At 70.5% G+C, this 26,633-nt stretch carries 23 protein-coding genes; 10 read left to right on the top strand and 13 right to left on the bottom strand.

Annotated elements, in window-relative coordinates; translation table 11 throughout:
• Positions 1–6: 6 nt before the first annotated feature.
• Together HNQ79_RS19215 and HNQ79_RS19210 are read right to left on the bottom strand one after the other, a co-directional pair.
• The gene (locus HNQ79_RS19215; protein WP_185032648.1) at positions 7–966 is read right to left on the bottom strand and encodes a pirin family protein; all 960 of its coding nucleotides are present in this window, start codon (positions 964–966) and stop codon (positions 7–9) included.
• 123 nt (positions 967–1,089) lie between these two features.
• Complete coding sequence (locus tag HNQ79_RS19210) at positions 1,090–1,656, bottom strand: SseB family protein (RefSeq protein WP_185032646.1); 567 nt, start codon at positions 1,654–1,656, stop codon at positions 1,090–1,092.
• Between the two features lie 131 nt (positions 1,657–1,787).
• Between HNQ79_RS19210 and HNQ79_RS19205 the strand changes: the two genes are divergently transcribed.
• The 5 genes from HNQ79_RS19205 to HNQ79_RS19185 all read left to right on the top strand — a co-directional run bounded on the left by HNQ79_RS19205 (position 1,788) and on the right by HNQ79_RS19185 (position 9,832).
• Positions 1,788–3,617 (top strand): acyl-CoA dehydrogenase, encoded by a 1,830-nt coding sequence (locus HNQ79_RS19205; RefSeq protein ID WP_185032644.1) that lies wholly within the window; start codon positions 1,788–1,790, stop codon positions 3,615–3,617.
• 169 nt (positions 3,618–3,786) lie between these two features.
• Entirely contained in the window at positions 3,787–4,518 is a 732-nt protein-coding gene (locus HNQ79_RS19200; protein ID WP_229923264.1) for a hypothetical protein, read from the top strand.
• Between the two features lie 146 nt (positions 4,519–4,664).
• Entirely contained in the window at positions 4,665–5,957 is a 1,293-nt protein-coding gene (locus tag HNQ79_RS19195; RefSeq protein ID WP_185032642.1) for a M18 family aminopeptidase, read from the top strand.
• A gap of 147 nt (positions 5,958–6,104) precedes the next feature.
• Entirely contained in the window at positions 6,105–6,332 is a 228-nt protein-coding gene (locus HNQ79_RS19190) for a DUF6458 family protein (RefSeq protein ID WP_185032640.1), read from the top strand.
• A 149-nt stretch (positions 6,333–6,481) separates the two neighbouring features.
• Positions 6,482–9,832, top strand: coding sequence for an AfsR/SARP family transcriptional regulator (locus tag HNQ79_RS19185; RefSeq protein WP_185032638.1), 3,351 nt, complete (start codon positions 6,482–6,484; stop codon positions 9,830–9,832).
• A 127-nt stretch (positions 9,833–9,959) separates the two neighbouring features.
• Here HNQ79_RS19185 and HNQ79_RS19180 read toward each other — a convergent pair whose 3' ends face one another.
• The 5 genes from HNQ79_RS19180 to HNQ79_RS19160 all read right to left on the bottom strand — a co-directional run bounded on the left by HNQ79_RS19180 (position 9,960) and on the right by HNQ79_RS19160 (position 15,719).
• A complete protein-coding gene (locus HNQ79_RS19180; RefSeq protein ID WP_185032636.1) occupies positions 9,960–11,774 on the bottom strand; it encodes an NHL domain-containing thioredoxin family protein in 1,815 nt (604 codons plus the stop codon).
• Positions 11,775–11,986: 212 nt separating this feature from the next.
• The gene (locus HNQ79_RS19175) at positions 11,987–12,778 is read right to left on the bottom strand and encodes an ABC transporter permease (protein WP_185032634.1); all 792 of its coding nucleotides are present in this window, start codon (positions 12,776–12,778) and stop codon (positions 11,987–11,989) included.
• On the bottom strand, positions 12,775–13,773 hold the full coding sequence (locus tag HNQ79_RS19170; RefSeq protein WP_229923263.1) for an ATP-binding cassette domain-containing protein: 999 nt from the start codon (positions 13,771–13,773) through the stop codon (positions 12,775–12,777). Before HNQ79_RS19170 ends, HNQ79_RS19175 begins: the two co-directional genes overlap by 4 nt.
• Positions 13,774–14,276: 503 nt before the next feature.
• On the bottom strand, positions 14,277–15,116 hold the full coding sequence (locus tag HNQ79_RS19165) for a DUF4097 family beta strand repeat-containing protein (RefSeq protein ID WP_185032629.1): 840 nt from the start codon (positions 15,114–15,116) through the stop codon (positions 14,277–14,279).
• Between the two features lie 81 nt (positions 15,117–15,197).
• A complete protein-coding gene (locus HNQ79_RS19160; RefSeq protein ID WP_185032627.1) occupies positions 15,198–15,719 on the bottom strand; it encodes a hypothetical protein in 522 nt (173 codons plus the stop codon).
• A 429-nt stretch (positions 15,720–16,148) separates the two neighbouring features.
• On the opposite strand from HNQ79_RS19160, the gene HNQ79_RS19155 reads away from it, so the two are divergent.
• Positions 16,149–16,643, top strand: coding sequence for a GNAT family N-acetyltransferase (locus HNQ79_RS19155; RefSeq protein ID WP_185032625.1), 495 nt, complete (start codon positions 16,149–16,151; stop codon positions 16,641–16,643).
• Between the two features lie 237 nt (positions 16,644–16,880).
• Positions 16,881–17,375, top strand: a complete 495-nt coding sequence (locus HNQ79_RS19150) for an LURP-one-related/scramblase family protein (RefSeq protein WP_185032623.1) — start codon at positions 16,881–16,883, stop codon at positions 17,373–17,375.
• Between the two features lie 119 nt (positions 17,376–17,494).
• Here HNQ79_RS19150 and HNQ79_RS19145 read toward each other — a convergent pair whose 3' ends face one another.
• Positions 17,495–18,289 (bottom strand): carbon-nitrogen family hydrolase, encoded by a 795-nt coding sequence (locus HNQ79_RS19145; protein WP_185032621.1) that lies wholly within the window; start codon positions 18,287–18,289, stop codon positions 17,495–17,497.
• 190 nt (positions 18,290–18,479) lie between these two features.
• Here HNQ79_RS19145 and HNQ79_RS19140 point away from each other — a divergent pair, with 190 nt between their 5' ends.
• Positions 18,480–19,310, top strand: coding sequence for a maleylpyruvate isomerase family mycothiol-dependent enzyme (locus tag HNQ79_RS19140; RefSeq protein WP_185032619.1), 831 nt, complete (start codon positions 18,480–18,482; stop codon positions 19,308–19,310).
• 30 nt (positions 19,311–19,340) lie between these two features.
• Here the strand turns inward: HNQ79_RS19140 and HNQ79_RS19135 are convergent, their stop codons facing one another.
• The 5 genes from HNQ79_RS19135 to pdhA form a co-directional block, all read right to left on the bottom strand.
• Complete coding sequence (locus HNQ79_RS19135; RefSeq protein ID WP_185032617.1) at positions 19,341–20,645, bottom strand: MFS transporter; 1,305 nt, start codon at positions 20,643–20,645, stop codon at positions 19,341–19,343.
• Positions 20,642–21,283, bottom strand: a complete 642-nt coding sequence (locus HNQ79_RS19130; protein ID WP_185032615.1) for a GntR family transcriptional regulator — start codon at positions 21,281–21,283, stop codon at positions 20,642–20,644. The genes HNQ79_RS19135 and HNQ79_RS19130 overlap by 4 nt, the downstream gene beginning before the upstream one ends.
• A 77-nt stretch (positions 21,284–21,360) precedes the next feature.
• Positions 21,361–22,821, bottom strand: a complete 1,461-nt coding sequence (locus HNQ79_RS19125; RefSeq protein ID WP_185032613.1) for a dihydrolipoamide acetyltransferase family protein — start codon at positions 22,819–22,821, stop codon at positions 21,361–21,363.
• Between the two features lie 13 nt (positions 22,822–22,834).
• Positions 22,835–23,815 carry an alpha-ketoacid dehydrogenase subunit beta gene (locus tag HNQ79_RS19120; protein ID WP_185032611.1) on the bottom strand — a complete coding sequence of 327 codons (981 nt, stop codon included), beginning with the start codon at positions 23,813–23,815 and terminating at the stop codon, positions 22,835–22,837.
• A gap of 2 nt (positions 23,816–23,817) precedes the next feature.
• Positions 23,818–24,981 carry a pyruvate dehydrogenase (acetyl-transferring) E1 component subunit alpha gene (gene pdhA, locus HNQ79_RS19115; RefSeq protein WP_185032609.1) on the bottom strand — a complete coding sequence of 388 codons (1,164 nt, stop codon included), beginning with the start codon at positions 24,979–24,981 and terminating at the stop codon, positions 23,818–23,820.
• A gap of 328 nt (positions 24,982–25,309) precedes the next feature.
• Between pdhA and HNQ79_RS19110 the strand changes: the two genes are divergently transcribed.
• Both HNQ79_RS19110 and HNQ79_RS19105 read left to right on the top strand, forming a co-directional pair.
• On the top strand, positions 25,310–25,972 hold the full coding sequence (locus HNQ79_RS19110; protein WP_185032607.1) for a response regulator: 663 nt from the start codon (positions 25,310–25,312) through the stop codon (positions 25,970–25,972).
• 118 nt (positions 25,973–26,090) lie between these two features.
• Positions 26,091–26,510 carry a pyridoxamine 5'-phosphate oxidase family protein gene (locus HNQ79_RS19105; RefSeq protein ID WP_185032605.1) on the top strand — a complete coding sequence of 140 codons (420 nt, stop codon included), beginning with the start codon at positions 26,091–26,093 and terminating at the stop codon, positions 26,508–26,510.
• Positions 26,511–26,633 lie beyond the last annotated feature (123 nt).

Here is a 26,633-nt window from a genome sequence, read left to right as displayed (position 1 = left end):
CGCCCGCTACTTCATCCCGTGCACCGCCGGCACCTTGCCCAGCCGTCCCGCCTGGAAGTCCTCGAAGGCTTCGCGGAGCTCGGCCTGGCTGTTCATGACGAAGGGGCCGTAGTGCGCCATCGGTTCGCGGATCGGACGGCCGCCCAGCAGTACGACCTCGAGATCGGGCGTGTGGCCGTCCTGGCTCTCGTCCGCGCGGACCGTCAGCGAGCCTCCGTCGCCGAAGACGGCCGTCTGGCCGCTGTGCAGGGGGCGCCGCTCCGCGCCGACCGATCCCCGGCCGGCCAGGACGTAGGCCAGTCCGTTGAAGTCGGAGCGCCAGGGGAGGGTGACCTCGGCGCCCGGACGGAGGGTGGCGTGGATCATCGTGATGGGGGTGTGGGTGATGCCGGGGCCGTCGTGCCCGTCGAGTTCGCCCGCGATGACGCGCAGCAGCGCGCCGCCGTCGGGGGAGGTGAGCAGCTGTACCTGGCCGCCGCGGATGTCCTGGTAGCGGGGGTTCATCATCTTGTCGGCGGCGGGGAGGTTCACCCAGAGCTGGAGGCCGTGGAAGAGGCCGCCGGACTGGACGAGGGACTCCGGGGGCGCCTCGATGTGGAGGAGGCCGGAGCCGGCCGTCATCCACTGAGTGTCGCCGTTGCGGATGGTGCCGCCGCCACCGTTGCTGTCCTGGTGGACGAAGGTGCCGTCGATCAGGTACGTGACGGTCTCGAAGCCGCGGTGCGGGTGCCACGGGGTGCCCTTGGGCTCCCCGGCCGCGTACTCCACCTCACCCATCTGGTCCATCATGATGAACGGGTCGAGGTGCTGGTAGTTGATGCCCGCGAACGCGCGGCGCACGGGGAAGCCCTCTCCCTCGAAGCCGCTCGGAGCCGTGGTGACGGCGAGCACGGGGCGGGCGACGGCGTCGGCCGGAGCGGTCACCCTCGGAAGGGTCAGGGGGTTTTCGACGGTCACTGCGGGCATCTGAAGCCACCTCCTGGCGGAATGTTCAACATTCAACTTAGTTGAAAGCTGAACATCCCGCAAGAGGAGCCCTGCCGAGGAGAGAAGCCAGGTCAGCCGCGCACCAGGTCAGCCGCGCGATCGTCAGCCGTACATGCGGCGCATGGCGAAGTCCACCATCTGCTCGACCGCCTTGGCGTCGAACACCATCCGGTGCTCACCCTCCATGTCGAGCACGAAGCCGTATCCGGTCGGCAGGAGGTCGATGACCTCGGCACCCGTGATCACGAAGTACTTGGACTCCTTGCCCGCGTACCTGCGCAGTTCCTTGAGCGTGGTGAACATCGGGATGACCGGGTGCTGGGTGTTGTGCAGCGCCAGGAAGCCGGGGCCGTCGCCGCGCGGGCAGTAGACCTTCGAGGAGGCGAAGATCTGCTGGAAGTCCTCCGCGGAGAGCGTGCCGGTGGTGAAGGCGCGCACGGCGTCCCCGAGGGAGGGCGGCGAGGGCTCGGGGTAGAGCGGCTGCTCCCCGTAACCCTGCTGACGGCCGCCCTGGTGCGCGCCCGGGTGGCCGCCCTGATGTCCGGACTGGTGCCCACCCGGATGGCCCGCCTGGTGCGGCGGCGGCTGCGGCGGGGCGTAACCCTGCTGGGGACCGCCCGGCGGGGCGTAACCCTGCTGGGCGCCCGGATTCTGCTCGTAGCCATACATGCGGGAAAGAGTAGTGCGCCACATCCGACGGCATGGGGTTGCGGCTTATTACCGACGGGTAGCATCATCGTAGCTACTTGCTGGTATTTGTACGAGGAATCCGCCTCCCCGAGCTATACGGAGCCGTCGCCATGGGGCACTACAAGTCGAATCTCCGGGACATCGAGTTCAACCTCTTCGAGGTGCTCGGCCGCGACAAGCTGTACGGCACCGGCCCGTTCGCGGAGATGGACGTCGACACCGCCAAGAGCATCCTCGACGAACTGCGCCGCCTCGCCGAGAACGAGCTGGCCGCCTCCTTCGAGGACGCCGACCGCAACCCGCCGGTCTTCGACCCGACGACGAACACCGCGCCCGTCCCGGCCTCCTTCAAGAAGAGCTACCAGGCCTTCATGGACTCCGAGTACTGGCGGCTGGGCCTGCCCGAGGAGATCGGCGGCACGACCTCCCCGCGCTCCCTGATCTGGGCGTACGCGGAGCTGCTGCTCGGCGCGAACCCGGCCGTGTGGATGTACTCCTCCGGCCCGGCCTTCGCCGGCATCCTCTACACCGAGGGCAACGACGCGCAGAAGAAGGTCGCGCAGATCGCCGTGGAGAAGCAGTGGGGCTCCACGATGGTCCTCACCGAGCCGGACGCCGGTTCGGACGTCGGCGCGGGCCGCACGAAGGCCGTGCAGCAGGAGGACGGCTCCTGGCACATCGAGGGCGTGAAGCGCTTCATCACGTCCGGTGAGCACGACATGTCGGAGAACATCCTCCACTACGTGCTGGCGCGCCCCGAGGGCGCGGGACCGGGCACCAAGGGCCTGTCCCTCTTCCTCGTACCGAAGTACAACTTCGACTGGGAGACCGGCGAGCTGGGCGAGCGCAACGGCGTCTACGCGACGAACGTCGAGCACAAGATGGGCCTCAAGGCGTCCAACACGTGCGAGATGACCTTCGGCGACCAGCACCCCGCCAAGGGGTGGCTGATCGGCGACAAGCACGACGGCATCCGCCAGATGTTCATGATCATTGAGTTCGCGCGGATGATGGTCGGCACGAAGGCCATCGCGACGCTGTCGACCGGTTACCTGAACGCCCTGGAGTACGCCAAGGAGCGCGTGCAGGGTCCGGACCTGGCCCAGTTCATGGACAAGGCCGCACCCAAGGTCACCATCACCCACCACCCGGACGTCCGCCGCGCGCTCATGGAGCAGAAGGCGTACTCCGAGGGCATGCGCGCCCTGGTGCTGCACACCGCGTCCGTGCAGGACGAGATCGCGCTCAAGGAAGCGGCCGGCGAGGACGCCAAGGCGCTCGTCGCGATGAACGACCTGCTGCTCCCGATCGTGAAGGGCTACGGCTCGGAGAAGTCCTACGAGCAGCTCGCCCAGTCGCTCCAGACCTTCGGCGGCTCCGGGTACCTCCAGGAGTACCCGATCGAGCAGTACATCCGTGACGCCAAGATCGACACGCTCTACGAGGGCACCACGGCGATCCAGGGTCAGGACTTCTTCTTCCGGAAGATCGTCCGCAACCAGGGCGCGGCGCTGAACCAGCTCGCCGAGGAGATCAAGAAGTTCCTCGCGGTGGGCACCGGCGGCGACGAACTGTCGGGCGCCCGCGAGCAGCTCGCGAAGGCTGCCGTGGACCTGGAGGCCATCGTCGGCGCCATGCTGACGGACCTCGCGGGCACCGAGAAGGACGTCAAGTCCATCTACAAGGTGGGGCTGAACACGACCCGTCTGCTGATGGCGTCGGGTGACGTGGTGGTCGGCTACCTGCTGCTGCGCGGCGCCGCGGTGGCCGCCGAGAAGCTGGCGGAAGGCGCCTCCGCGAAGGACGTGCCGTTCTACACCGGCAAGATCGCCGCGGCCAAGTACTTCGCCGCGAACGTGCTGCCGGGCGTCGGCGTCGAGCGCGCCAAGGCCGAGGCCGTCGACAACTCGCTGATGGAGCTGGACGAAGCCGCGTTCTAGTCCCGGCCGGACACCGGCCCGGCCTGCGGACCGACCCCGGACGGCATGAGCGGGCGGATCGCACAGACCGTACGAGCGCACGGGCCGGACAGATCGGCGAACGGGCCGGAGACGTTTCACGTGAAACGTCTCCGGCCCGTTGTCGGTGGCGCGTGGCAGGCTTGGTGACATGGCAGGAATGGGTGGACAGGATCAGCAGGGCGGCGGCAAGGGCTACTCCGTCCCGACGGGGCTGCCGTACGCGCTCCAGGAACTGCGCAGCCGCCTCGGGTCGGCGAACGACCTGCTGAAGGACCTGTACGACGGTGCGTACCCCGCCGAGTACGAACCCGTCGCCGACTCGCTGTACGGGGCCTACCGCACCGCCGCCGATCTGGCGCCCGCGCGCAACGTCACCGGCTGCAAGGAGCACCCCGACGGGGCAGTGGACCCGACCGTGCCCGACGGCTGGGGCCGCTGCCTGATCTGCAACCACCGCCGCCGGCTCAACGAACGGTCGGCCCCCACCCCCGCCGAGGAGACGCCCCGGCTGCCCGAGGGGCCCGCCCGGCGCGCGACGCTGAGTTCGCTGACGGCACAGTTCGCGCTGGTCAACGAGCGGTCCTTCGACTTGGGGACGTCCTCGCGGCCGACGGAGTTCGCGGCGCTGGCCGAGGCTCTGCACCGAGCGTTCGTGCTCGCCCGCGAGCTGTCCCGGCCGCGCAACTCCTCCGGCTGTACCCAGCACCCGGGCGCCCCCGTGGACCCGGACGCGCCGCCCGGCGAGGAGTGCATCTTCTGTGCGGGACGGCGCCGCCAGGCGCAGCGCACGGCGGGCACCCCGCAGATGCTGCCTCGGGTGCCGCGCGGCGAGCGGCGGATGCCGTTGCGACGGCGCTTCGAACGGCCGCCGGGGCTGTAGTCCAGGACGGCCGGCGCCCGGCAGGGTGGCCCGGGGCGTCTGCCCGGTAGCGGGTCGCCCCGTGGGTCCGTTCCCCTTACCGCCCGCGACACGGCACCGCGGCCAGGGGGGCCCGTCCCCGCATCGCCGCTGGTTAGGCTGAACGCATGAGCAGCGCAGCCCGATTCGATCGCGGCCACACCGACGACCTGATGTCCTTCCTGGCGGCCGGCCCGTCGCCGTACCACGCCGTGGCCGAAGCGGCCGCGCGGCTGGAGAAGGTCGGCTTCCGCCAGGCCGCCGAGACCGACGCCTGGGACGGGACGACCGGCGGCAAGTTCGTACTGCGCGGCGGAGCCATCGTCGCCTGGTACGTGCCCGAGGGCGCCGAGCCGCACACGCCGTTCCGCATCGTCGGCGCGCACACCGACTCCCCCAACCTGCGCGTCAAGCCGCTTCCCGACGCGGGCAACGAGGGCTGGCGGCAGGTCGCCGTCGAGGTGTACGGCGGCACGCTGCTCAACACCTGGCTCGACCGGGACCTCGGTCTCGCCGGGCGGCTCACCCTGCGCGACGGCTCCCACCGGCTGGTCAACATCGACCGGGCACTGCTGCGCGTCCCGCAGCTCGCCGTCCACCTCGACCGCTCGGTCAACGAAGGCATGAAGCTCGACAAGCAGCGCCACATGCAGCCCATCTGGGGACTGGGCGAGGTGCACGAGGGCGACCTGATCGCGTACGTCGCGCAGGAGGCCGGCGTCGACGCCGAGGACGTGACGGGCTGGGACCTGATGCCGCACGCCATCGAACCCCCCTCGTACCTCGGCCGGGACGAGGAGCTGCTGGCAGGACCCAGAATGGACAACCTGATCTCCGTGCACGCGGGCGTGGCCGCGCTGGCGGCGGTGGCGAGCGGTGACGCGGAGCTGCCGTACATCCCCGTACTGGCCGCCTTCGACCACGAGGAGAGCGGATCGCAGTCCGACACCGGGGCCGACGGCCCGCTGCTCGGGAACGTGCTGGAGCGCTCGGTGTTCGCGCGCGGCGGCTCGTACGAGGACAAGGCACGCGCCGTCGCCGGAACGATCTGTCTGTCCTCCGACACCGGGCACGCCGTGCACCCCAACTACGCGGAGCGGCACGACCCCACGCACCACCCGCGTGCCAACGGCGGACCCATCCTCAAGGTCAACGTCAACCAGCGGTACGCGACCGACGGTGCGGGGCGTGCGGTGTTCGCGGCGGCCTGCGAGAAGGCGGGGGTGGCGTGGCAGACCTTCGTGTCGAACAACTCGATGCCGTGCGGCACGACGATCGGCCCGATCACGTCCGCCCGGCACGGCATCCAGACCGTGGACATCGGCGTCGCGATCCTCTCCATGCACAGTGCGCGCGAGCTGTGCGGAGCGGACGACCCGTACCTGCTGGCGAACGCGCTGACCGCTTTCCTGGAGGGCTGATCCCGCGGGGGACCATTCCTCTCCTGGAGGGGTGAACTCCGCCTCCGCGCATGGCCGTTCCGGGCCCGGGTACCCGCCTCTCAACAGAGGTTCGATTCCTTCGGAACCGGACCGGTCGTGCGCAATCACTTTCGGAGGCGAACTGACATGGGACTGGGCGGCTGCATCGTCCTCGTCGCGGTGGGGGCCATCCTGACCTTCGCCACGGACTGGAAAATGGATGGCGTCAACCTCGATCTGGTCGGGGTGATCATGATGCTCGTCGGCATCATCGGCATCGTCGTCTTCACCAGCATCCTCAAGCGGCGCAGGGGCGTGGGTGTCCCGCCCGCCGTCGGCGGCGTGGTCGAGGAACGCTACCGGCACTACGAGTGAGTCAGGAGTCACCAGCCCCCGGGCCACGCACGGGCCCCGGTGCCCCGCGTGACGCCTGAGGCGGAAACGGCCCCGGTAAACTGACTCGTTGCCCCTCCGTCGGGGTGCACAGGAGTGCACGGGGGCCGCAGGTCTTCGGGGAGGCGTCAGTGGAGTTCCGGCTGCTCGGAGCCGTGTCCGTCGCCACCGAGGCCGGAGAGCTGCCGCTCGGCCCGGCCAAGCGGCGCAGCGTACTGGCCGCACTGCTGCTGCGCCCCAACACCGCCGTCCCCGTCGACCAGCTCATCGACACCATCTGGGACGAGACGCCGCCCGCCCACGCGCGCACCGTCGTCCAGGGGCACGTCTCGCGACTGCGGGCGCTTCTGACCGACGGTGAAGCCGCCGCGTACGGCGTGGAACTCGCCACCCGTGGCAGTGCGTACGTCCTCCAGACGTCGGAGTCGCTGCTTGACGCCCACCGGTTCGAGGAGCTCGTGCACCTGGCGAGGCAGCAGCGGAAACCGGCGGACGCGGTGTTGATGCTGCGTGAGGCACTGGCCCTGTGGCGCGGTCCCGCACTCACCGGAACGGTGTCCTCCGAACCCCTCCAGGCAGCCGCACACGCGCTGGAGGAAACCCGTCTCGTCACCGTCGAGAACCTGGCCGAGGCATACGGGGACCTCGGCGAGCACGGGCGGGCGGCGGCCGTGCTGCGGACCGAGGCGGTCGCGCACCCGATGCGCGAATCCCTGGCGGCCGCCCTGCTGCAGTCGCTCTACCGGGCCGGCCGCCAGTCCGACGCTCTCGACTGGTACCACCGCACACGCCGCCTGCTCTCCGACGAACTGGGCGTGGACCCGGGACGCGCACTCCAGGACGCGTACCGGACGATTCTCCAGGGCGACGGACAGGGCAACGGGGGAAGGCAGACCGCCGGGACGGGCGGCGCGGGCCGCGCTGGCGGGACGGGCGTTACGCGCAGCACCGGACCCGGGGCCGACGGGACCGGTGCTGCCAGCGGGACCAGGCCCTCGGAAGGGGACGAGGCCGACGGCATCGCTCCCGGTGTGCCGTCCCACGCTCGTACGCCCACGAGAAGTTCCCGTACACCCGTCACGACCACATCGTCCCGAGCGTCCGACGCACCCCAGCCGTCCCACGTACCCCACGGTGCGTCCGGACGCCCTCGTCCGGCCGACGGGACCGTCTTCCGGGCGGAGGCGGGCGCGGACGACAATCCGGGCTCCCCTGCCGCCACCGGCCACGAAGGGACATCCGCAGACCCGTCCCGCCCCGCCCCTTCCCGGACCGGGTCGCTGCCCGTGCCCGGGGCCGGCCCGCCCGCCGGAACAGGGGCCGCGGCCGGTCCGGTGTCCGCGCCTGGGACCGCACCCGGCTCCGCATCCGGGCCCTCCTCGCCCGCACCCGAGCCCTCGTGGTCCGCGCCCCCGGCCCCGCCCGGGGACCGGCCGGCGTCCAGCCCCGTGCCCGCCTGCGCCGCCGAGCACCCCCCAGAGCCCGGCTTCCTCTCCCGCAGCCCGTACACCGTCCCGGAGTTGCTGCCCCGACGCCCGCGCGGGTTCCTCGGACGACGGGACGAGCTCGACGCCGTCGAGGACGCCGCCGGCTGGGGCGAAGCACCGATCGTGCTCGTCACCGGGCCCGCCGGGGTGGGCAAGACCGCGCTCGCGCTGCACTGGGCGTACCGCGCCGTCGCGGCCTTCCCCGACGGCCGTCTCTACGCCGACCTGCACGGGTTCGACACGCTCGCGAACCCCGAACCGGCGGATGTGGTGCGGGAGTTCCTCGTGTCCCTCGGCGTCACCGGACGCGCCGTACCCGAAACCCCGGCCGCCGCCGCGGCCCTGTACCGGCGGCTCACCGGGGGCCGACGACTGCTCGTCGTGCTCGACAACGCGCACAGCTCGGAGCAAGTGCGACCGCTACTGCCGTCGGGCGGCGACTGCGTCACCGTCGTGACCAGCAGGAACCGGCTCGACGGACTGATCGCCGCCGATCTCGCACGCCCGGTTCCGCTCTCCGTCCTCGGATCCGAGGACGCGACCGCGCTGCTCGCCGGGGTGATCGGCCCGCGCCGGGTGACCGCCGAACCGGAAGCGGCGCGCAGGCTGGCCGAGCTGTGCGACGGGCTGCCGCTGGCTCTGCGCATCACCGCCGCCCGCCTCGCCACCCACCCCGAACGGGCCCTGCACCAGCACGCCACCGAACTGGCCGACGAACAGCGCCGACTGGCATTGCTGGAGATCGAGGACCGGGGAGTGGAGGCGGAACTGCGCCTCAGCGTGCAGAAGTTGCGGGCCGAAGACCGCAGGACGTTCCTCAGCCTGGGCGCGCACACCGGGAAGACCTTCGACAGGTACGCCGCCGGGGCCCTCGCCCGGTCCACCCCGGACGAAGCGGGTGCCGTGCTCGACCGGCTGGCCGCCGCCCACCTGGTGCAGGAGGCGGGACCGGGCCGGTACGCCCTGCACGACCTGGTGCGCCTGTACGCACGCACACTCGCCGAAGCCGAAGCCGGTACCGGGGCCGGGAGCTGGGCGGACGCAGAGCCGGGCATCGGTGTCGGAGGAAACGCCGCCCTCCGGCTCGTCGACCACTATCTGCACACCGCACTCGCCGCCAACGCCGTCGCCGAACCCGGCAGCCGCCCCTGCTGCGCCATCCCCGACGACGCACAGAAGCCCCACGCCGTACAGAAGTTCGACAGCAGGGCGGAGGTCATCGAGTGGTACGCGGCCGAACGCGAAGCACTCGCCGGAGCGATGACGGCGGCGGAGGCGGCCGACCGCCCCGACCGGGTGTGGCGGCTGGGCGTACTCCAGTGGCCGTACGTGTTGTGGCGGGTACGGGACGGCTGGACGCCGATGCTGGAGCAGACGCTGCGGGCGGCCGTGGCGGTGGCCGACCCGGACGCCGAATCGCGGGTGCGCGCACTGCTCGGATGGGTCCTGCTGGAGGAAGGCAAGCCGGAAGCGGCCTACCCGCACCTGGAGCTGGCGCCCGAGTTGGCAGGGCGTGCGGGAAACCCGGTGGACGAGGCGATCGGCCGGATCAACCTGTCGCTGGCACAGCAGGCGCGCGGCGAAGCAGCCGAGGCGCGCCAGGCCTGCGTACGCGCCGCCGGGCTGGCCCGGCAGGCGGGCGACCGGCAGACGGAGATGCTCGCGCTGCAAACCCTCGCCGAACACTGCCTGCGCGCCGGCGAACCGGAGGCCGCACTCCGGCACTCCCTCGACGGTCTCGCCCTCGACCCGGCCGATCTCGGGCTGCTCCGCAGAGTGCTGCTCCAGACCGCGCACGGCGAATCGCTGGCACAGCTGGGGCGGATGGCGGAGGGCGTCGAGCTGCTCTCACTGGCGGCCGAGACAGCGGAGCAGGAGGGCTTCCACGAGGGCGCCTGCCGTGCGCTGTCGGCCTTGCTGCGGCTCACGGGCGACTCGGCCGCGTACGGCGATCGGCACGCACGGGCGTCGGCGGCGCTGGCGTCGGGGCGCTGAACGGACCCTCGCCGGCGGAAGGGCTGCCAGGGCCCGCCGCCGACCCGCGAAAGCCCCACGGCCGACCCGGCACGCTCCGTTCAGACCCCTTCGGCTCCGTCCCGTCCCCCTCTCCGCCCCTCCCCGCTCAACCCTCCGGGTCCATGCCCGCCAGGACCAGTGCCAGCCGGGAAGCGCCCATGTCCGTGACGCGGATCGGCACGCCCCAGTCCTGCTGGTGCATGTGGCAGGCCGGGTACTCGTTCTCCGGGTCGTCGTCGCAGGACGCGGCCATCGCGGACACGTGCAGCACCCCCTCCGTGACCTCGGGATTCAGCGTGATCTCCCGGACGAGGTCGGTGCCCGTGCCCTCTCCGGAGGCGATCAGGGCGGGCGGCGTGGCGGAGACCAGCAGACGGGTCGACGGGCCGTAACGGGTGTCGAGCTTCTGGCCCTGCGGGGCCTGGAAGACCACGTCCAGCTTCAGCGTTCCCGGGGCGGCCTCGGTCGCGGCCCGCTGCGTACGGTGCGCGACGGCCTCCACCCGCACCGCCTCCTCGGGCAGCCGGAGCCGGGTCAGCCGGTGGCGCGCCGACTCGACCACGACCAGCTCGTCCCCGTCGAGCACGGCGTCGCTCGGCTCGCGCAGGTCCGTCGCCAGAGTCGTCACCTCGGAGGTGGCGGGGTCGTAGCGGCGCAGGGCGTGGTTGTACGTGTCGCAGATCGCGACCGACCCGTCGGGGAGCGCGGTGACGCCCAACGGGTGCTGGAGCAGAGCCTGTCCGGCCGCCCCGTCGCGGTGCCCGAAGTCGAAGAGCCCGGTGCCGACGGCGGTGTGCACCACGTCCTCGCCGTCCACCCAGCGCACCGCGGAGGTCTCCGAGTCGGCGACCCAGAGGCGGTCCCCGGCAGCGGCGAGCCCGGACGGCTGGGCGAACCAGGCCTCGGCGGCGGGCCCGTCGACCAGGCCTTCGTTGGTGGTGCCCGCAGCGACCCGCACGCGTCCCGAGTCCGGGTCGTACGCCCAGAGCTGGTGCACTCCCGCCATCGCGATCCAGACCTCGCCGCGCCACCACGCCACGTCCCACGGGGACGACAGCGACACGTCGAGGGCGGGCCCGGCGGTGGGCTCGCCCTGCCACCACTGCGTTCCGGTGCCGGCGACGACGGTGACCTCGCCGCTGTCCGGGTCGTACGTCTTGAGCTGGTGGTTCACGGTGTCCGCGACAATGACGCGGCCGTCCGGGAGGAGGGCGAGCCCCTGCGGCTCGTTGAAGTCCCCGTCGACGCGGCGCAGCACCGCCTCGCCGTCGGGGGCGAGCTCGACGAGCTGGTCCCGGGTGGTGTCGGAGACGAGGAGGTTGCCGGAACCGGGAAGGCGGACCGCCTTGCCGGGGAAGCGGAGGTCGGTGGCGACGGGCTCCGGCTCGACGTACGGGCCGTCGCCGCGCCGCAGCGTGCCCTTCGCCTCGTGCTCGGCCTCCAGCTCGGTGACCAGGCGCTCGATGGCGTGTGCGTGACCCTCGCCCGCGTGCTGGGCGACGACGTAGCCCTCGGGGTCGATGACGACGAGGGTCGGCCAGGCGCGTACGGCGTACTGCTTCCAGGTGGCCAGCTCGGGATCATCGAGGACGGGGTGGTGCACCTGGTAACGCTCGACGGCGTCGACCACGGCCTGGTGCTCGGCCTCGTGCACGAACTTCGGCGAGTGCACACCGATGATCACTGTGGTGTCACTGTGCCGCTGCTCCAGTTCGCGGAGCTCGTCGATGACGTGCAGGCAGTTGATGCAGCAGAACGTCCAGAAATCGAGAACAACGGTCTTTCCTCGCAGGTCGGCGAGGGTCAGCTCCTTCCCGCCGGTGTTCAGCCAGCCCCCCTTGCCGATCAGCTCGGGGGCGCGGACACGGGCACGGCGGCGGGGCTCGGGCGCGGGCGTGGACACCGGGGCAGCATCGTTCATCCTTCAAGCTTGCCATCTGCCCACGAACTCGCGATGACACCGGTGCGAAACGTCGGCACAGGACGGATGTTTCACGTGAAACCAGAGCTCCCGCACCACGCGAAGCGCCTCCGCCGGCGGCGTGCCGCGGGAGGAGGCGTTCGGCGTACAGGCCCAGGGGCGTACATCGAGGGGGGCGTTCGCGCTCCGGCCCATTGGGGGCGGATTCTTCGCTACCTCGGGTCCTTGTTGAACTGCGCCATCGACCAGCGGTAGCCGAGCACCGAGAGGCCGACGCTCCAGGCGACCGCCATCCACCCGTTGTGGCCGATCTCGGTGCCGAGCAACAGGCCTCGCAGTGTCTCGATGGCGGGGGTGAACGGCTGGTACTCGGCGATCGGCTGGAACCAGCCCGGCATCGTCTCCGCCGGGATGAAGGCGCTGGAGATCAGTGGGAGCAGGATCAGCGGCATCGCCATGTTGCTTGCCGCCTCGGCGTTCGGGCTGGCCATACCCATGCCGACCGCGATCCAGGTGAGAGCCAGGGCGAAGAGGGCGACAAGCCCGAAGGCCGCCAGCCACTCCAGGACGGTGGCGTCCACGGAACGGAAGCCGATGGCCACCCCGACCGCGCCGACGAGGAGCAGGGCGGCGAGCACCTGGAGCACGCTGCCGACGACGTGCCCGATGATCAGTGAGCTGCGGTGGATCGCCATCGTCCGGAAGCGGGCGACGAGCCCCTCGGCCATGTCGGCGGAGACCGAGATCGCGGACCCGATCACGGTGGAGCCGATCGTCATCATCAGGATGCCGGGAACGATGTAGGCAATGTAAGCGGACCGGTCGGCATTGCCGCCGCCGATGCCCGCGCTCATCACGTCACCGAAGATGTAGACGAACAGCAGCAGCATCATGACCGGCGTGAGCAGCAGGTTCAGGGTGAGGGACGGGTAGCGCCGGGCGTGCAGCAGGTTGCGGCGCAGCATCGTGGACGAGTCGCGGACGGCGAGGGACAGGGCACTCATCGGACGTTCTCCTCGGTCTGGGCGGGGTGGGCGACGTCGCCGGTCAGGGCGAAGAAGACGTCGTCGAGGTCGGGGGTGTGCACGGTCAGCTCGTCGGCCTCGATGCCGGTCGAGGCCAGCTGGTCCAGCAGGGAGCGCAGCTCGCGCTGGCTGCCGTCGCTGGGGATATGGAGGGTCAGCGCCTCGTCGTTCCTGGCGACTTCGCGCAGGGCGGCGGCGGCCGAGCGGTACGCGGCGGGGTCGGTGAAGCGGAGTCTGACGTGCCCGCCCGGAACGAGGCGCTTCAGCTCCTCGGCGCTCCCCTCGGCGGCGATCTTCCCGTTGCTCAGCACCGCGATGCGGTCGGCGAGTTCGTCGGCCTCGTCCAGGTACTGGGTGGTGAGGAAGACGGTGACGCCGCCGGAGACGAGTTCACGGATGATGCCCCACATGTTGTGCCGGGAGCGGGGGTCGAGGCCGGTGGTCGGTTCGTCGAGAAAGATGATGCTCGGGTTCCCGATCAGGGTCGTCGCGATGTCCAGGCGCCGCTTCATGCCGCCGGAGTAGGTGGAGGCGGGCTTCTTCGCGGCCTCGACGAGGTCGAAGCGCTGGAGGAGTTCGGCCGCGATCCGGCGCCCCTCACGCTTGGAGAGGTGGTGCAGGCCGGCCATGAGGAGCATGTTCTCCTCGCCGGTGATCAGGCCGTCGACGGCGGAGAACTGGCCGGTCACACCGATCGCGGCGCGCACCTTCTGCGGCTCGGCGGCGATGTCGTGTCCGGCGACCTGGGCCTGCCCGCCGTCGGCGGTGATGAGCGTGGAGAGGATCTTCACGGCGGTGGTCTTGCCGGCTCCATTGGGCCCGAGCAGGGCGAAGACCGACCCGGCCGGGATGCTCAGGCCGATCCCGTCGAGAACGGTTTTGTCGCCGTACGACTTGCGCAGGCCGGTGGCGAAGATGGCGTCCGAGGAGGGGCGCGGGGATGCGGGGGCGGAACGGGACTTGAACGTGGACATGACACGAGGGGGCATGGGAGTCTCCGGTGAGGGGGTGGTTGGGTGGCGGGGCCGGGGTGGAGGCGGCAGCGCCAAGAACGGGGGGCGTGGCCGGTTCAAGCCGTTTGTGGCGCGGCGGGCAGGGTCCTTGTGCGGCGGTACGGGCTGAGTCCGCGCGCGGTGGGGCAGCGCCGGAGGCAGGAAAGGCCGGGCCGCGCGGTGCGGAGACGGGAGGGAGTCAGGGGCCGTGCGGTGCGGAGACGGAAGGGGTCCGAGGCCGTGCGGAGGCGGACGTTCCGGGCCGGCCGGGCGGTGCGGTGCGGTGCGGAGCGGAGCGGTGCGGTGCGGGGCGGGGCGGACGTTAAGGGCCGGGCGGGCGGCGCGGGGCCTGGCCGTGTGCGGTCGCGCAGCCGACCGGTAGGGGCCTCACCGTGTGCGGACTGCCGTCACTCGGCGTCCCGGCCCTGTCGGCCCTCCCTGACGTTCCCGGACGCGCATTTTCCGGTTCTCGGCACCCCGCGTCCTCAGGCCTTTGCGCGACGGACGTCGACGTTGCCCCAACGGGTGCGGGCACGGATCTTGACGGTTTCCTCGGCCCCGTCCGGCGCCTCGGAGGCGGCGAGCGTGTTGCGGGCCTGACCCTTCTCGGAGCTGACGTCGAGCCAGGCCGCCGTGCCTTCGCGGACGCCGATCTCGATGGCGCCGTAGCCGGTCTCCAATTGAACCGTGCCGCGCGCGACCTCGGCGACGCGCAGGGCGCCGTGGGACGTGGTCGCGGTGACCGAGCCCTCGGCGCGTGCGATGTCGATGTCACCATTGGCACCGCTCACCCGCAGGTCTCCGGTCGTCGCACCGACGTGTGTGCTGCCGTGCGAGTTCTTCAGGACGGCGGTGCCGTCGACGTGGCCGACGCGCAGGCTGCCCGAGCTGGTGGTGATCTGCGCGTTGCCCTCCACGCGGTCCACGGTGATCGAACCGTGGGAGGCGTTCAGGTCCAGCGACCCCGTGGTGTCGAGGCGGACGTCTCCGGCCGAGGTCTTCACTCGTACCGTTCCGAGCCGGCCCTCTGCCAGGACCTGGACCCAGGAGCCGGTCACGTCGACACGCGAGCCCGCGGGAAGGACGACCGTGACGTCGACGGCACCGGTGGGGCCGATCACGGCACGCTGCCTCGTCTTGACGGACAGGACGCCGCCCGCATACGAAACCTCCGTCTGTTCGGCGGCCCGCACGTTCTTCTTGTCCTGGTTCTGCGGCCGGACCTCGACGGCGGTGTCGCCACGGTCGCTCGCGGTGAACCGGATGGAACCGGCCCCGACGTGCGCGCTGACCGAGATCGGTTCGGGAGTGTCGTAAGAAGGCATGGCTGTCCCGTCCTCTTGAGTCGGTGATGCGTCTTCGCTGGTGGGAGGTAGTACAGGTGCGGAGGGGCGGGCGGGGCGCGGTCAGCGCACCCAGCCCGTGATGCTCTGTCCGACGGTCTGGGTCCGCTGCGGCGTACGAGGGTGGGCGGCGCCGTCGACTGCCGCGGACACCGCGCGTACCAGCCAGGCGTTGACCGACAGGCCCTCGCGGCTCGCGGCGCTCTCGGCCTGGGCCTTGAGGTGGGCGGGGAGACGGAAGTTGATCCGCGCCGTGGCCCCGTCGTCGGCCTCCACGGGCGGCAGGGGCGGAGCGGGGGGACCCGCGACCGGCTCCCGTGCCTCCTGGAACGGCTCGGCGGCCGGCGGCGGCGTCACGACGAACTCCGGGTCGAGTCCGCGCAGTCGTACATCGACCGATCCCGGCGCCAGCTCCAGGGTCACCTCGCCCATAGCCGCGGACAGTGCGCTGAGAAGGGTCAGCCGGGCGGCCGACTCCAGGGGGGCGGTGAGCCGTTCGGCGAGGGCGCGGGCGTCGTCGCCACCGGCGTCCGCAGCGACGGCCAGCTCGTGCCGGAGGTTGTCGACGTAGGGGGTCAGGTCCATGGCGCCATCATGGCACACCTGATGCGCCATGGCGAGCCACTCCGACTTTTTTCTGGCGCATGGGCTTTTGAGCTGCACTTCTTGCCCAGAACCAGCCGACTGCCAGGACCGCGCAGCGAGCAATTGACGCTCAAGCAGCACCACGAAGGCACCACCGTGGCACCACCTATGTCGACGGGCGGCACCCGGCGGACCCGCACGCAGGTCGCCGGTTACCGTCGCCCCGCCCTCGCACGAGACCGGACGCAACGACAAGCCGATCACAGGTGCCAGCCGGATTCCGTACGTCCCTGTCCCACCCCGACCGAGAAGGTTTCACGTGAAACGGTCACCCCTGGGCGTTTCACGTGAAACACGGCGAGCGCGCGTCCCGAGCCGGACGCGGCAATTCGTTGGCTTCGAGTTCCCTCTCACGCCTAGCCTCCTCGCATGCCTCGACTCCAGCCGTTGCGCGCCGAGCACGCCCCTGCCCTTCTGACCTTCGAGCGGGAGAACCGGGGCTTCTTCGTCGCCTCGGTGCCCGACCGCGGCGACACGTTCTTCGCCGAGTTCAGCGCCCGGCACGAAGCGCGGCTCGCCGAGCAGGCCACCGGCGCGATCGCCTTCCACGTGCTCGTGGACGAGAACGGCGAGGTGCTAGGCCGCTTCAACCTCGTCGACATCGCCGACGGCGAAGCCGAGATCGGCTACCGTCTGGCCGAGAAGGCCACCGGACGTGGCCTCGCGACGTCCGCCGTCCTGGAACTCTGCGCCCTCGCGGCCGATCGCTACGGCATCCACACCCTCCGCGCCGAGACCACCCTCGACAATGCGGCCTCCCGTGCGGTCCTGGCCCGTACCGGCTTCGTCCCGACGGGCACGGCGGACTTCGCCGGCAGCCCGGGCCTGACGTACGTACGCCACAGCTCGACGGCCGGGCCGTAGGAACAAGAGCGCGGTCATCAGGAGAGCGGAGGTCCGGCGGGGTACGGACAAAGGACCAATGCGCAGGGCCGCACGACCGATCCCCAGTCAGGTTGGGGGCGCCTACGTTTCCCGCATGCGAATCGGAATTCTCGGCACAAGAAACGTAGCAAGGGCAGTAGCAACCGGTCTGGTTCAACATCAGGGTCGTGCCGCCGCGGGCGTGACGCGGTCACAGGGGCGGGTATTCGTCAGAACATGAAATTCCTCGTACGCGACAAGATCTTCGGCATCGGCGACGACTACTGGATCGAGGACGAGCAAGGACGGCACGCCTTCCTGGTCGACGGGAAGGCGCTGCGGCTGCGCGACACCCTGGAGATCAAGGATCCGCACGGGCGCGTACTGATCACGCTCAGGGCGAAGATGGTCAGCCTGCGGGACTCGATGACCATCGAGCGGGACGGCGGGACGCTGGCGACGGTCCGCAAGAAGCGGCTGTCGCTGATCCGCAACCACTACCGGGTCACGCTCAACGAAGGCACCGAGCTGGACGTCAGCGGGCGGGTGCTGGACCGGGAGTTCGCCGTGGAGTACGACGGCGAACTCCTCGCCCACATTTCGAGGAAGTGGTTCCGGATGCGGGACACGTACGCGGTCAACGTCGTGCGGGAGGACGCGGACGCACCTCTGATGATCGCCGTCGCCGTGTGCGTCATCCGCATGGCCGAGAAGGAACGGGACGAGGACTGACCCCGCCGCCCCGCGCAGACGGGGCGGACAAGGGCGAGGCCTTGGCGGGGCGGCGGGAAAGAGCCCCGGCGGTGCGGCCCGGAAAGTCCGGACGCCCCGGCTGTGGGGCTCGGGAAGCGCTAGCGGCGCGGTGCCGGGAACCCGAGGAGGCGGTCCTTCAACACGGGGAACTTCTCACGGGTGTCGCCGGGCAGCGCCGGGTCCAGGTCCACGACCAGTACCTCCTCGCCCGTCCCCGCCTCCGCCAGTACCTCGCCCCACGGGTCGACGACGATGCTGTGCCCAGCCTGTTCGACGCCCGCGTGCGTGCCCGCGGTGCCGCAGGCCAGGACGTAGGCCTGGTTCTCGACGGCCCGTGCGCGGGCCAGCAGCGTCCAGTGCCCGCGCCGCCGTGCGGGCCAACCGGCGGGGAGGACGAAGGCGTCCGCTCCCGCGTCGACCAGTCCCCGGAACAGTTCCGGGAAGCGCAGGTCGTAACAGGTCGCCAGCCCCAGGCGCAGTCCGGGCATCGGCACGGTCACCAACTCCTGCCCCGCGCCCAGCAGTACGGCCTCACCACCGTCGAAACCGAAGCGGTGGATCTTCCGGTAGGCGGCGACCAGGGAGCCGTCGGGGGAGAAGACGAGGGAGGTGTTGTACAGCGGACCCTCCGGGTCCCGCTCCACGAAGGAGCCGGCGTGCAGCCAGACCCCGGCGTCTCGGGCCGCCTTCGCCATCACCTCGTACGTCGGACCCTCCAGGGGTTCCGCCTCGTCGGCGAAGCCCTCGTAGGCCCAGGCACCGGTGGGCCAGAGTTCGGGAAGCACCACGAGGTCGCTGTCCTGCTGCGCCCGTACCAGCGAAGCGACCCTCTCCCGGCGGGAATTGGCCGATTCGTCTTCATTTACATCGATCTGGAGCAGAGAGGCGCGCACACTACCACCGTCCTGGCATTCGAGCCGTCAACACAGGCCTACGATCGTCACACGAAAGCACTGCCGGGGTGCCTGTCGGCAGCGTAACTTAGCGTTCGAACCCGCCACCCGGTACGTACTGCCCGCACTCAGTCCGCACACACCGTCCGCACTGCCCGCGCCGCCGCCACTGAACCGCTCAAGGGGTCCCGTGACCGTCCACCATCCCGCTCTGCAGACCTACGCCGACGCCTGGTCCCACTCCATCGAGGCGATATCCGAGCTGGTCCAGCCGCTCGTCGAGGGCGAGTGGAACCGCCGCACGCCGTGCCCGGGCTGGTCGGTGCGCGACGTCGTCTCCCATGTGATCGGCATGGAGTGCGAGATGCTGGGCGACCCCCGCCCGATCCACACGCTGCCCAGCGACCTCTTTCACATCACGTCCGACCTCGCCCGCTACGTCGAGGTGCAGGTCGATGTACGACGCCACCACACCGCTCCCGAGATGACCTCGGAGCTGGAGTACACGATCATCCGCCGCAACCGGCAGCTGCGGAACGAGACCCGCTCCCCCGACACCCTGATCCGCTCCCCGCTCGGCGGGCAGCAGCAGTCCCTCGAACTGGCCACGCGACTGCGGGCGTTCGACGTATGGGTGCACGAGCAGGACCTCCGCACCACCTTCCACCAGCCGGGCGACCTGGACTCGCCGGGCGCCTACGTCGCACGCGACCTGCTGCTGTCCTCCCTGCCGAAGGTCGTCGCCAAGGACGCCGGCGCCCCGCCGAACTCCGCGGTCGTCTTCGACGTGCACGGTCCCGTCGAGTTCCTGCGCACCGTCCGTGTCGACGAGCAGGGCACCGGCACCATCGACGGCACCCCCTCGCTGGGCCCGCTGGTCACGATCGCGCTCGACTGGGAGACCTTCTACCGGCTGGCCTGCGGCCGGGTGCGGTACGGGTCCGTCGCCGACCTCGTCAAGATCGAGGGCGACGAGGAACTGGCGCGTGAGATCCTGCGGAACTTCGCCGTCACGCCGTAGCCTCCGGGGCACCGTCGCGGGTGGACCCGCTCACACCGGAACATGCACCGCCTCCACCCGGCTCGCCACCAGGTGGTCCCGCTCGCGCCTGGCAGTCCGGGTGCGCAGCCGCAGGATCTGCGTCAGCCCCAGGGCCTCCAGCACGAACACCGAGGCGAAGGCGATCCGGTAGTTGTCGCCGGTGGCGTCGAGCAGTACGCCCACCGCCAGCAGCGTCGTCATCGAGGCGACGAAACCGCCCATGTTGACGATGCCGGAGGCGGTGCCCTGCCGCTCGGGCGGGTTCGCGGGACGCGCGAAGTCGAAGCCGATCATGGAGGCGGGCCCGCAGGCCCCGAGCACCACGCACAGCGTGACGAGCAGCCACGCCGGTACGTGCGGTGCCGGGTAGGCGATCACGGTCCCCCACAGCACGGCCGTCGCCCCCACAGTGCCGAGCGCGAGCGGCACCCTGGCCGCGTGGTGCCGGGCGATCACCTGCCCGTACACCAGGCCGATCACCATGTTGGAGAGTACGACCAGAGTCAGCAGTTCACCGGCCGCCGCCCGCGTCATGCCCTGTGCCTGCACCAGGAACGGCATCCCCCACAGCAGCAGGAACACCATCGCCGGGAACTGAGTGGTGAAGTGCACCCACATCCCCAGACGCGTCCCCGGCTCCCGCCAGGCCGCCGCGATCTGCTCCCGCACGAAGGCGGGTCCGGCCTTTGGCGCCGGCGCACTCTCGTGCCCCTCGGGGTGGTCCTTCAGCAGGACGAGGGTCAGTACGAGAACGACGACGCCGGCCGCCGTGCTGCCCACGAAGGTGGTCGTCCACCCGTACCCGTTCAGCGAGCGTGCGATCACCAGCGTCGAGACCAGGTTTCCCGCCATCCCGAACAGGGCTGCGACCTGCGCGATCATGGGTCCGCGCCGGGCCGGGAACCAGCGGGTGCCCAGCCGCAGCACACTGATGAAGGTCATCGCGTCGCCGCAGCCGAGCAGGGCCCGGGAGGCGAGCGCCGTGCCGTAACTGGGCGACAGGGCGAAGCCGAGCTGTCCGACGGTGAACAGGATGATCCCGATGAGCAGGACCTTCTTCGTGCCCAGGCGGTCGACCAGCAGGCCGACGGGTATCTGCATGCCCGCGTACACGAGCAGTTGCAGGATCGAGAAGGTGGACAGGGCGGAGGCGTTGACCTGGAAGCGGTCGGCGGCATCCAGGCCGGCGACGCCCAGGCTGGTGCGGAAGGTGACGGCGACGAAGTAGACGGCGACGCCAACGCCCCACACGAGTATCGCCCTGAGCCCGCCGGGCGGGTCGCCGTGCAGTGCCTGGGGCGCACGCCCGGTCATCGGCCGTCCCCCCTGACGAGCACTTTGACCCGGCTGACGTGCCGGTGCACGCAGGCCGCGGCGGCGTCCGCGTCCCCCGCCCTGATCGCGTCCAGTATCTCGGCGTGCTCGGTGATGTTGAGCGCGATGCGGTCCGGATGGGCTTCCATCACGGCGACGCCCATCCGCAGCTGACGGTCGCGCATCTGGTCGTAGAGGCGGGAGAGGATCTGGTTCCCGGCGTTGCGGACGATCTCCGCGTGGAAGCGGCGATCGGTGTCGGCCACCTCCGCCAGGTCCCCCGCGAGGGCACGCCGCTGCTGCTCGGCCAAGAGCTCTTCGAGCCGGGCGATCAGCCGGGGCGACGCCGGTACGGCCTTGCGTACGGCGAACTCCTCGACCAGCAGCCGGGTCTCGACGACGTCCGCGATCTCCTGTGCGGAGACGGCCAGCACCAGGGCGCCCTTCTTCGGGTAGAGCTTGATCAGCCCTTCCACTTCGAGGCGCAGCAGCGCTTCCCTGACCGGGGTGCGCGAGACCCCCACGGCTTCGGCGAGATGGCCTTCGGTGAGGAGCGTTCCGCCCTCGTAGCTGCGGTCGAGAACGCCCCTCTTGATATGGGCGTAGACGCGTTCGGCGGCGGGGGGTGCGGCAGGCATGCGCACAGCATAGATACAACAGAGGTGCAAGAAGAAGACCCGTCCGCGATGCCGACGGGTCTTCTTCCTGCCGCTGTCTACGCCCAGGTGATGAGGCGCTTGGGGTGCTCCAGGACGGCCGCGGTGTCGGCCAGCACCTTGGAGCCGAGTTCGCCGTCGACCAGACGGTGGTCGAAGGACAGCGCCAGGGTGGTGACCTGGCGGGCCTTGACCTTGCCCTTGTGGACCCAGGGCTGGAGCTTGATCGCACCGACCGCGAGAATCGCGGACTCGCCCGGGTTGAGAATCGGCGTACCGGTGTCGACGCCGAAGACGCCGACGTTGGTGATGGTCACCGTGCCGCCCTGCATGGCTGCCGGCGAGGTCTTGCCCTCACGGGCGGTGGCGACCAGATCACCGAGGGCGGACGCCAGTTCGGGCAGGGTTTTGGCGTGGGCGTCCTTGATGTTCGGCACGATCAGACCGCGCGGGGTGGCCGCGGCGATGCCCAGGTTCACGTAGCTCTTCTGCACGATCTCCTGGTTCGCCTCGTCCCAGGCGGCGTTGACGCCCGGGTTGCGCTTGATGGCGACGAGGAGCGCCTTGGCGACGAGCAGCAGCGGGTTGACCCGCAGACCGGCCATGTCCGGGTCCTGTTTGAGGTCGGCGACCAGCTTCATCGTGCGCGTCACGTCGAGGGTGATGAACTCGGTGACGTGCGGGGCGGTGAAGGCGCTGTTCACCATGGCTGCGGCGGTGGCCTTGCGGACGCCCTTGATCGGGATGCGGATTTCCCGTGCCGTGTCCTCCCGAAGGGTGCTTCCCGGTCCGTCGGCCGCTGCCCGTGCGGCCGTCTCGCGCCCGGACTTCGCACGCCCGGCCGTTTCACGTGAAACATCGTCGGCGACGGGTGCGGTGGGCGCGGGCGTCGCCGCCGCGTGCACGTCCTCGCGGGTGACGACCCCGCCGGGGCCGGTCGGCGTGACCGACGCCAGGTCGATGCCGAGGTCCTTGGCCAGCTTGCGCACGGGAGGCTTGGCGAGCGGACGCGTGCGCTCCTCCACGGCTGCCGGGGCCCCGTTCAGCTCGGCCTGGACGGCGGCGGAGTAGGCCGCCTTCTCCGGTGCGGGCGCGTCCGACTTACGGGCGCGGCGCTTGGTGGAGGACTCGGAGACGCCGTACCCGACCAGGACCGGCTGACGGCCCGCCGGAGCGTCGTCGCCGGCAGCCAGCTCGGCCGCCACCGGGGACGCCACCGGTTCGGGTGCGGCCGGAGCCTCGGGGGCGGCGGTGCCCGGCGCCACGTCGACGGTGATGATCGGGGTGCCGACATCGACCGTCACACCCTCCTCGAAGCGCAGCTCGTGCACCACGCCGTCGTACGGGATGGGCAGTTCCACGGCCGCCTTGGCGGTCTCGATCTCGCACACGATCTGGCCGTCGGTGACGGTGTCACCGGGCTGGACGTACCACTTGAGGATCTCGGCCTCGGTGAGGCCCTCGCCCACGTCGGGCAGCTTGAACTCGCGGTACCGGGCGGAAGTGTCGGTAGTCGTCATGTGGTCGGCCCCTTCAGTACGCGAGCGAGCGGTCGACGGCGTCGAGCACCCGGTCCAGACCCGGCAGGTACTCCTCCTCCAGGCGCGCCGGCGGATACGGCGCGTGATACCCGCCGACCCTCAGCACCGGTGCCTCCAGGTGGTAGAAGCAGCGCTCGGTGATCCGGGCGGCGATCTCCGCGCCCGCTCCGTAGAAGACCGGCGCCTCGTGCACGACGACCAGGCGTCGCGTCTTCTCGACGGAGGCCTGGATGGTGTCGAAGTCGATCGGGGACATCGACCGCAGGTCCAGGACCTCGACCGACTTGCCCTCGTCGGCGGCGGCCGCCGCCGCCTCCTTGCAGACCTTGACCATCGGCCCGTACGCGACGAGCGTGAGGTCCGTGCCCGCGCGCTCCACGCGGGCGCTGTGCAGGGGGGCGGGGATCGCGTCGAAGTCGACCTCCCCCTTGTCCCAGTAGCGCCGTTTCGGCTCGAAGAAGATCACCGGGTCGTCGCCCTGGATGGCCTGCTGCAGCATCCAGTACGCGTCGGACGCGTCGGACGGCGAGACGATCTTCAGGCCCGCGACGTGGGCGAACAGCGCCTCGGGCGACTCGCTGTGGTGCTCCACCGCGCCGATGCCGCCGCCGTACGGGATGCGGATGACGACCGGCAGCTTGATCTTGCCGAGCGAGCGGGCGTGCATCTTTGCGAGCTGCGTGACGATCTGGTCGTACGCCGGGAACACGAACCCGTCGAACTGGATCTCCACCACCGGCCGGTAGCCGCGCAGCGCCAGTCCGATGGCCGTACCCACGATGCCGGACTCGGCGAGCGGGGTGTCGATGACCCGGCCCTCGCCGAAGTCCTTGAACAGGCCGTCGGTGACCCGGAAGACCCCGCCCAGCTGACCGACGTCCTCGCCCATGACGAGGACCTTGGGGTCGGTCTCCAGCGCCTTGCGCAGGGACTCGTTGATCGCCTTGGCGATCGGAAGCTTCTTCACGGCCATGGCTACTTGCCCTCCTCGGCGAACGACGCCCGGTAGGCGGCGAACTGGGCGCGCTCCTCGTCGACGAGCGCGTGCCCGTCCGCGTAGACGTTCTCGAAGATCGCCATGGTGTCGGGGTCGGGCATCGAACGCACCGCCTCACGGACCCGCTTCCCGAGGGCCTCGCTCTCGGCCTCCGTCTCCTCGAAGAAGGCGGCGTCGGCCAGACCCTGGTTCTCCAGGTAGGTGCGGACGCGCAGGATCGGGTCCTTGGCCTTCCACGCCTCGCGCTCCTCGTCGGCCCGGTACCGCGTCGGGTCGTCGGTGGTGGTGTGCGCGCCCATCCGGTAGGTGAACGCCTCCACCAGGGTGGGTCCCTCGCCGCGGCGGGCCCGCTCCAGGGCGGACTTGGTGACGGCCAGGCAGGCGAGGACGTCGTTGCCGTCGACGCGCACGCCGGGGAAGCCGAAGCCCTGGGCGCGCTGGTAGAGCGGCACGCGCATCTGCTTCTCGGTGGGCTCGGAGATCGCCCACTGGTTGTTCTGGCAGAAGAACACCACCGGCGCGTTGTAGACCGCCGAGAAGGTGAACGATTCAGCGACGTCGCCCTGGGAGGACGCGCCGTCGCCGAAGTACGCGATCACGGCCGAGTCCGCACCGTCCTTGGCGACACCCATGGCGTAGCCGGTGGCGTGCAGGGTCTGCGAGCCGATGACGATCGTGTACAGGTGGAAGTTGTTGCTGTTGGGGTCCCAGCCGCCGTGGTTGACCCCGCGGAACATGCCCAGCAGGTTCGTCGGGTCCACGCCGCGGCACCAAGCCACACCGTGCTCGCGGTACGTCGGGAAGACGTAGTCGTCGTCGCGCAGGGCGCGTCCCGAGCCGATCTGCGCGGCCTCCTGGCCGAGCAGCGAGGCCCACAGACCCAGCTCGCCCTGGCGCTGGAGCGAGGTCGCCTCGGCGTCGAAGCGGCGGGTGAGGACCATGTCCCGGTACAGCCCGCGCAGCTCGTCGGCGGTCAGGTCGATCTCGTAGTCCGGGTGCGTGACCCGCTCGCCCTCGGGCGTCAGCAGCTGAACCAGCTGCGGCTCGTCGGGGGCCTGCGGCGTCTTCTTGGCGCTGGCGCGCTTGGTGCCTGCTCCGCTGCTGCGGCGCGGTTTGCGCGCGGCAGTGCTCTCCACGGTCACGTGCGTGCTCCTCCGTCGGTCCGGCCCCCGGGGTCTGCCGGGATGACCAGTGCGGCTCGCCCTGTGCCCGTACCCGCGCACGGGGTGGGTGCGGCTCGGCCGGGACAGGGCGTGACAGGTGCCCCGGCGAGCGCCCTGTCAAAAGAACGTTACCCAGTGCTTCGCATAACTGCGAAACCCCGTTTGACCTGCGATTTTGCTTGGATTTCCAAGTAAATCGAGAAAAGGGGGAACAAGCACTGGTCAGAGCCTTGCGGGCCGCCGGAACAGGGGAACGTTATCCCGGTCACCTCGGGCACGGGAAGAGTTCGTATGTGAGGATGGCGCCGTGCGCGAAACAGGCAAAATCACCGTTTTCCTTCTTGATGACCACGAAGTCGTCAGGCGTGGCGTCCACGAATTGCTCTCCGTCGAGGACGACATCGAAGTCGTCGGAGAAGCCGGAACAGCAGCAGATGCCCTGGTCAGGATCCCTGCGACCCGTCCTGACGTAGCCGTGCTCGACGTGCGGCTGCCGGACGGCAGCGGTGTGGAGGTCTGCCGCGAAGTCCGTTCGCAGAACGAGGACATCAAATGTCTGATGCTCACTTCCTTCGCGGACGACGAGGCCCTTTTCGACGCGATCATGGCCGGTGCGTCCGGCTATGTCCTCAAGGCGATCCGCGGCAGTGAACTTCTCTCGGCCGTGCGGGACGTGGCGGCGGGCAAGTCCCTTCTCGACCCGGTGGCCACCGCCCGCGTCCTGGAGCGCCTGCGGGCCGGCAACAACGCCAAGGGTGACCAGCGGCTCGCCAACCTCACCGAGCAGGAACGCAAGATCCTCGACCTGATCGGCGAGGGTCTCACCAACCGGGTGATCGGCGAACGCCTGCACCTCGCCGAAAAGACGATCAAGAACTACGTCTCCAGCCTGCTCTCCAAGCTCGGCATGGAAAGGCGCTCGCAGGCTGCCGCCTACGTGGCCCGGATGCAGGCGGAAGAACGCCGCTGACCAGCCGGTTCACGCGCGTCGCCGTCCGCACCGCACTCCCCTGATCAGGCGTTTTTGTGACCCATCTCGGGACCTAGGTCTCTTTTGGGGCGCCCCGTGGATGGCGCAGAGTGAACGCATGCCCCACACCAACAGGCTCCGTGCCATCGAGCTGCTGACCTCCGTCCCGTACGGCAGGGTCGCCACCAGCATGCGCGCGCTGCCGTTCCTGGCCGTGGCACGCCATGTCGTCACCGACGGCACGCTCCTGCTGTGCATGCACGCCGGGTACGGGTACCACGAGGCGTGCAACGGCAGTGTGGTCGCCTACGAGGCCGACAACTTCAACTCCGGCGCGAGCGTGCTGTGGTCCGTCCAGGCCACCGGTGAGGCCCGGATCGTGGAGCCGACCGACGCCGAACTGGAACTCTTCGGGTCCGGCCCCGCGCTGATCGAAGGGCGGCCGTTCGAGCCCGTCCACATGCGGATCGACCCGCAGTTCTACCTGGTGCACTCCATGGAGGGCTCCGTGCCGCGGCAGCTCCAGCACACGGTGTGACACCGCACTGTCGCTGGTGATCTAACATCTGCCGGGTGCCGCGCCCCTCCGCACCCGCCCCCGCACCGGCCGAGCCCGCGAACGAAGCGACCACGCCCGTACGCACGGCACGCACCCCGACCG

The sequence above is a fragment of the Streptomyces candidus genome (assembly GCF_014207445.1).
Classification (GTDB): Bacteria; Actinomycetota; Actinomycetes; order Streptomycetales; family Streptomycetaceae; genus Streptomyces; species Streptomyces candidus.
The sequence above is the reverse complement of the archived record's forward strand: the minus strand, read 5'-3'. Positions and strand labels throughout refer to the sequence as shown.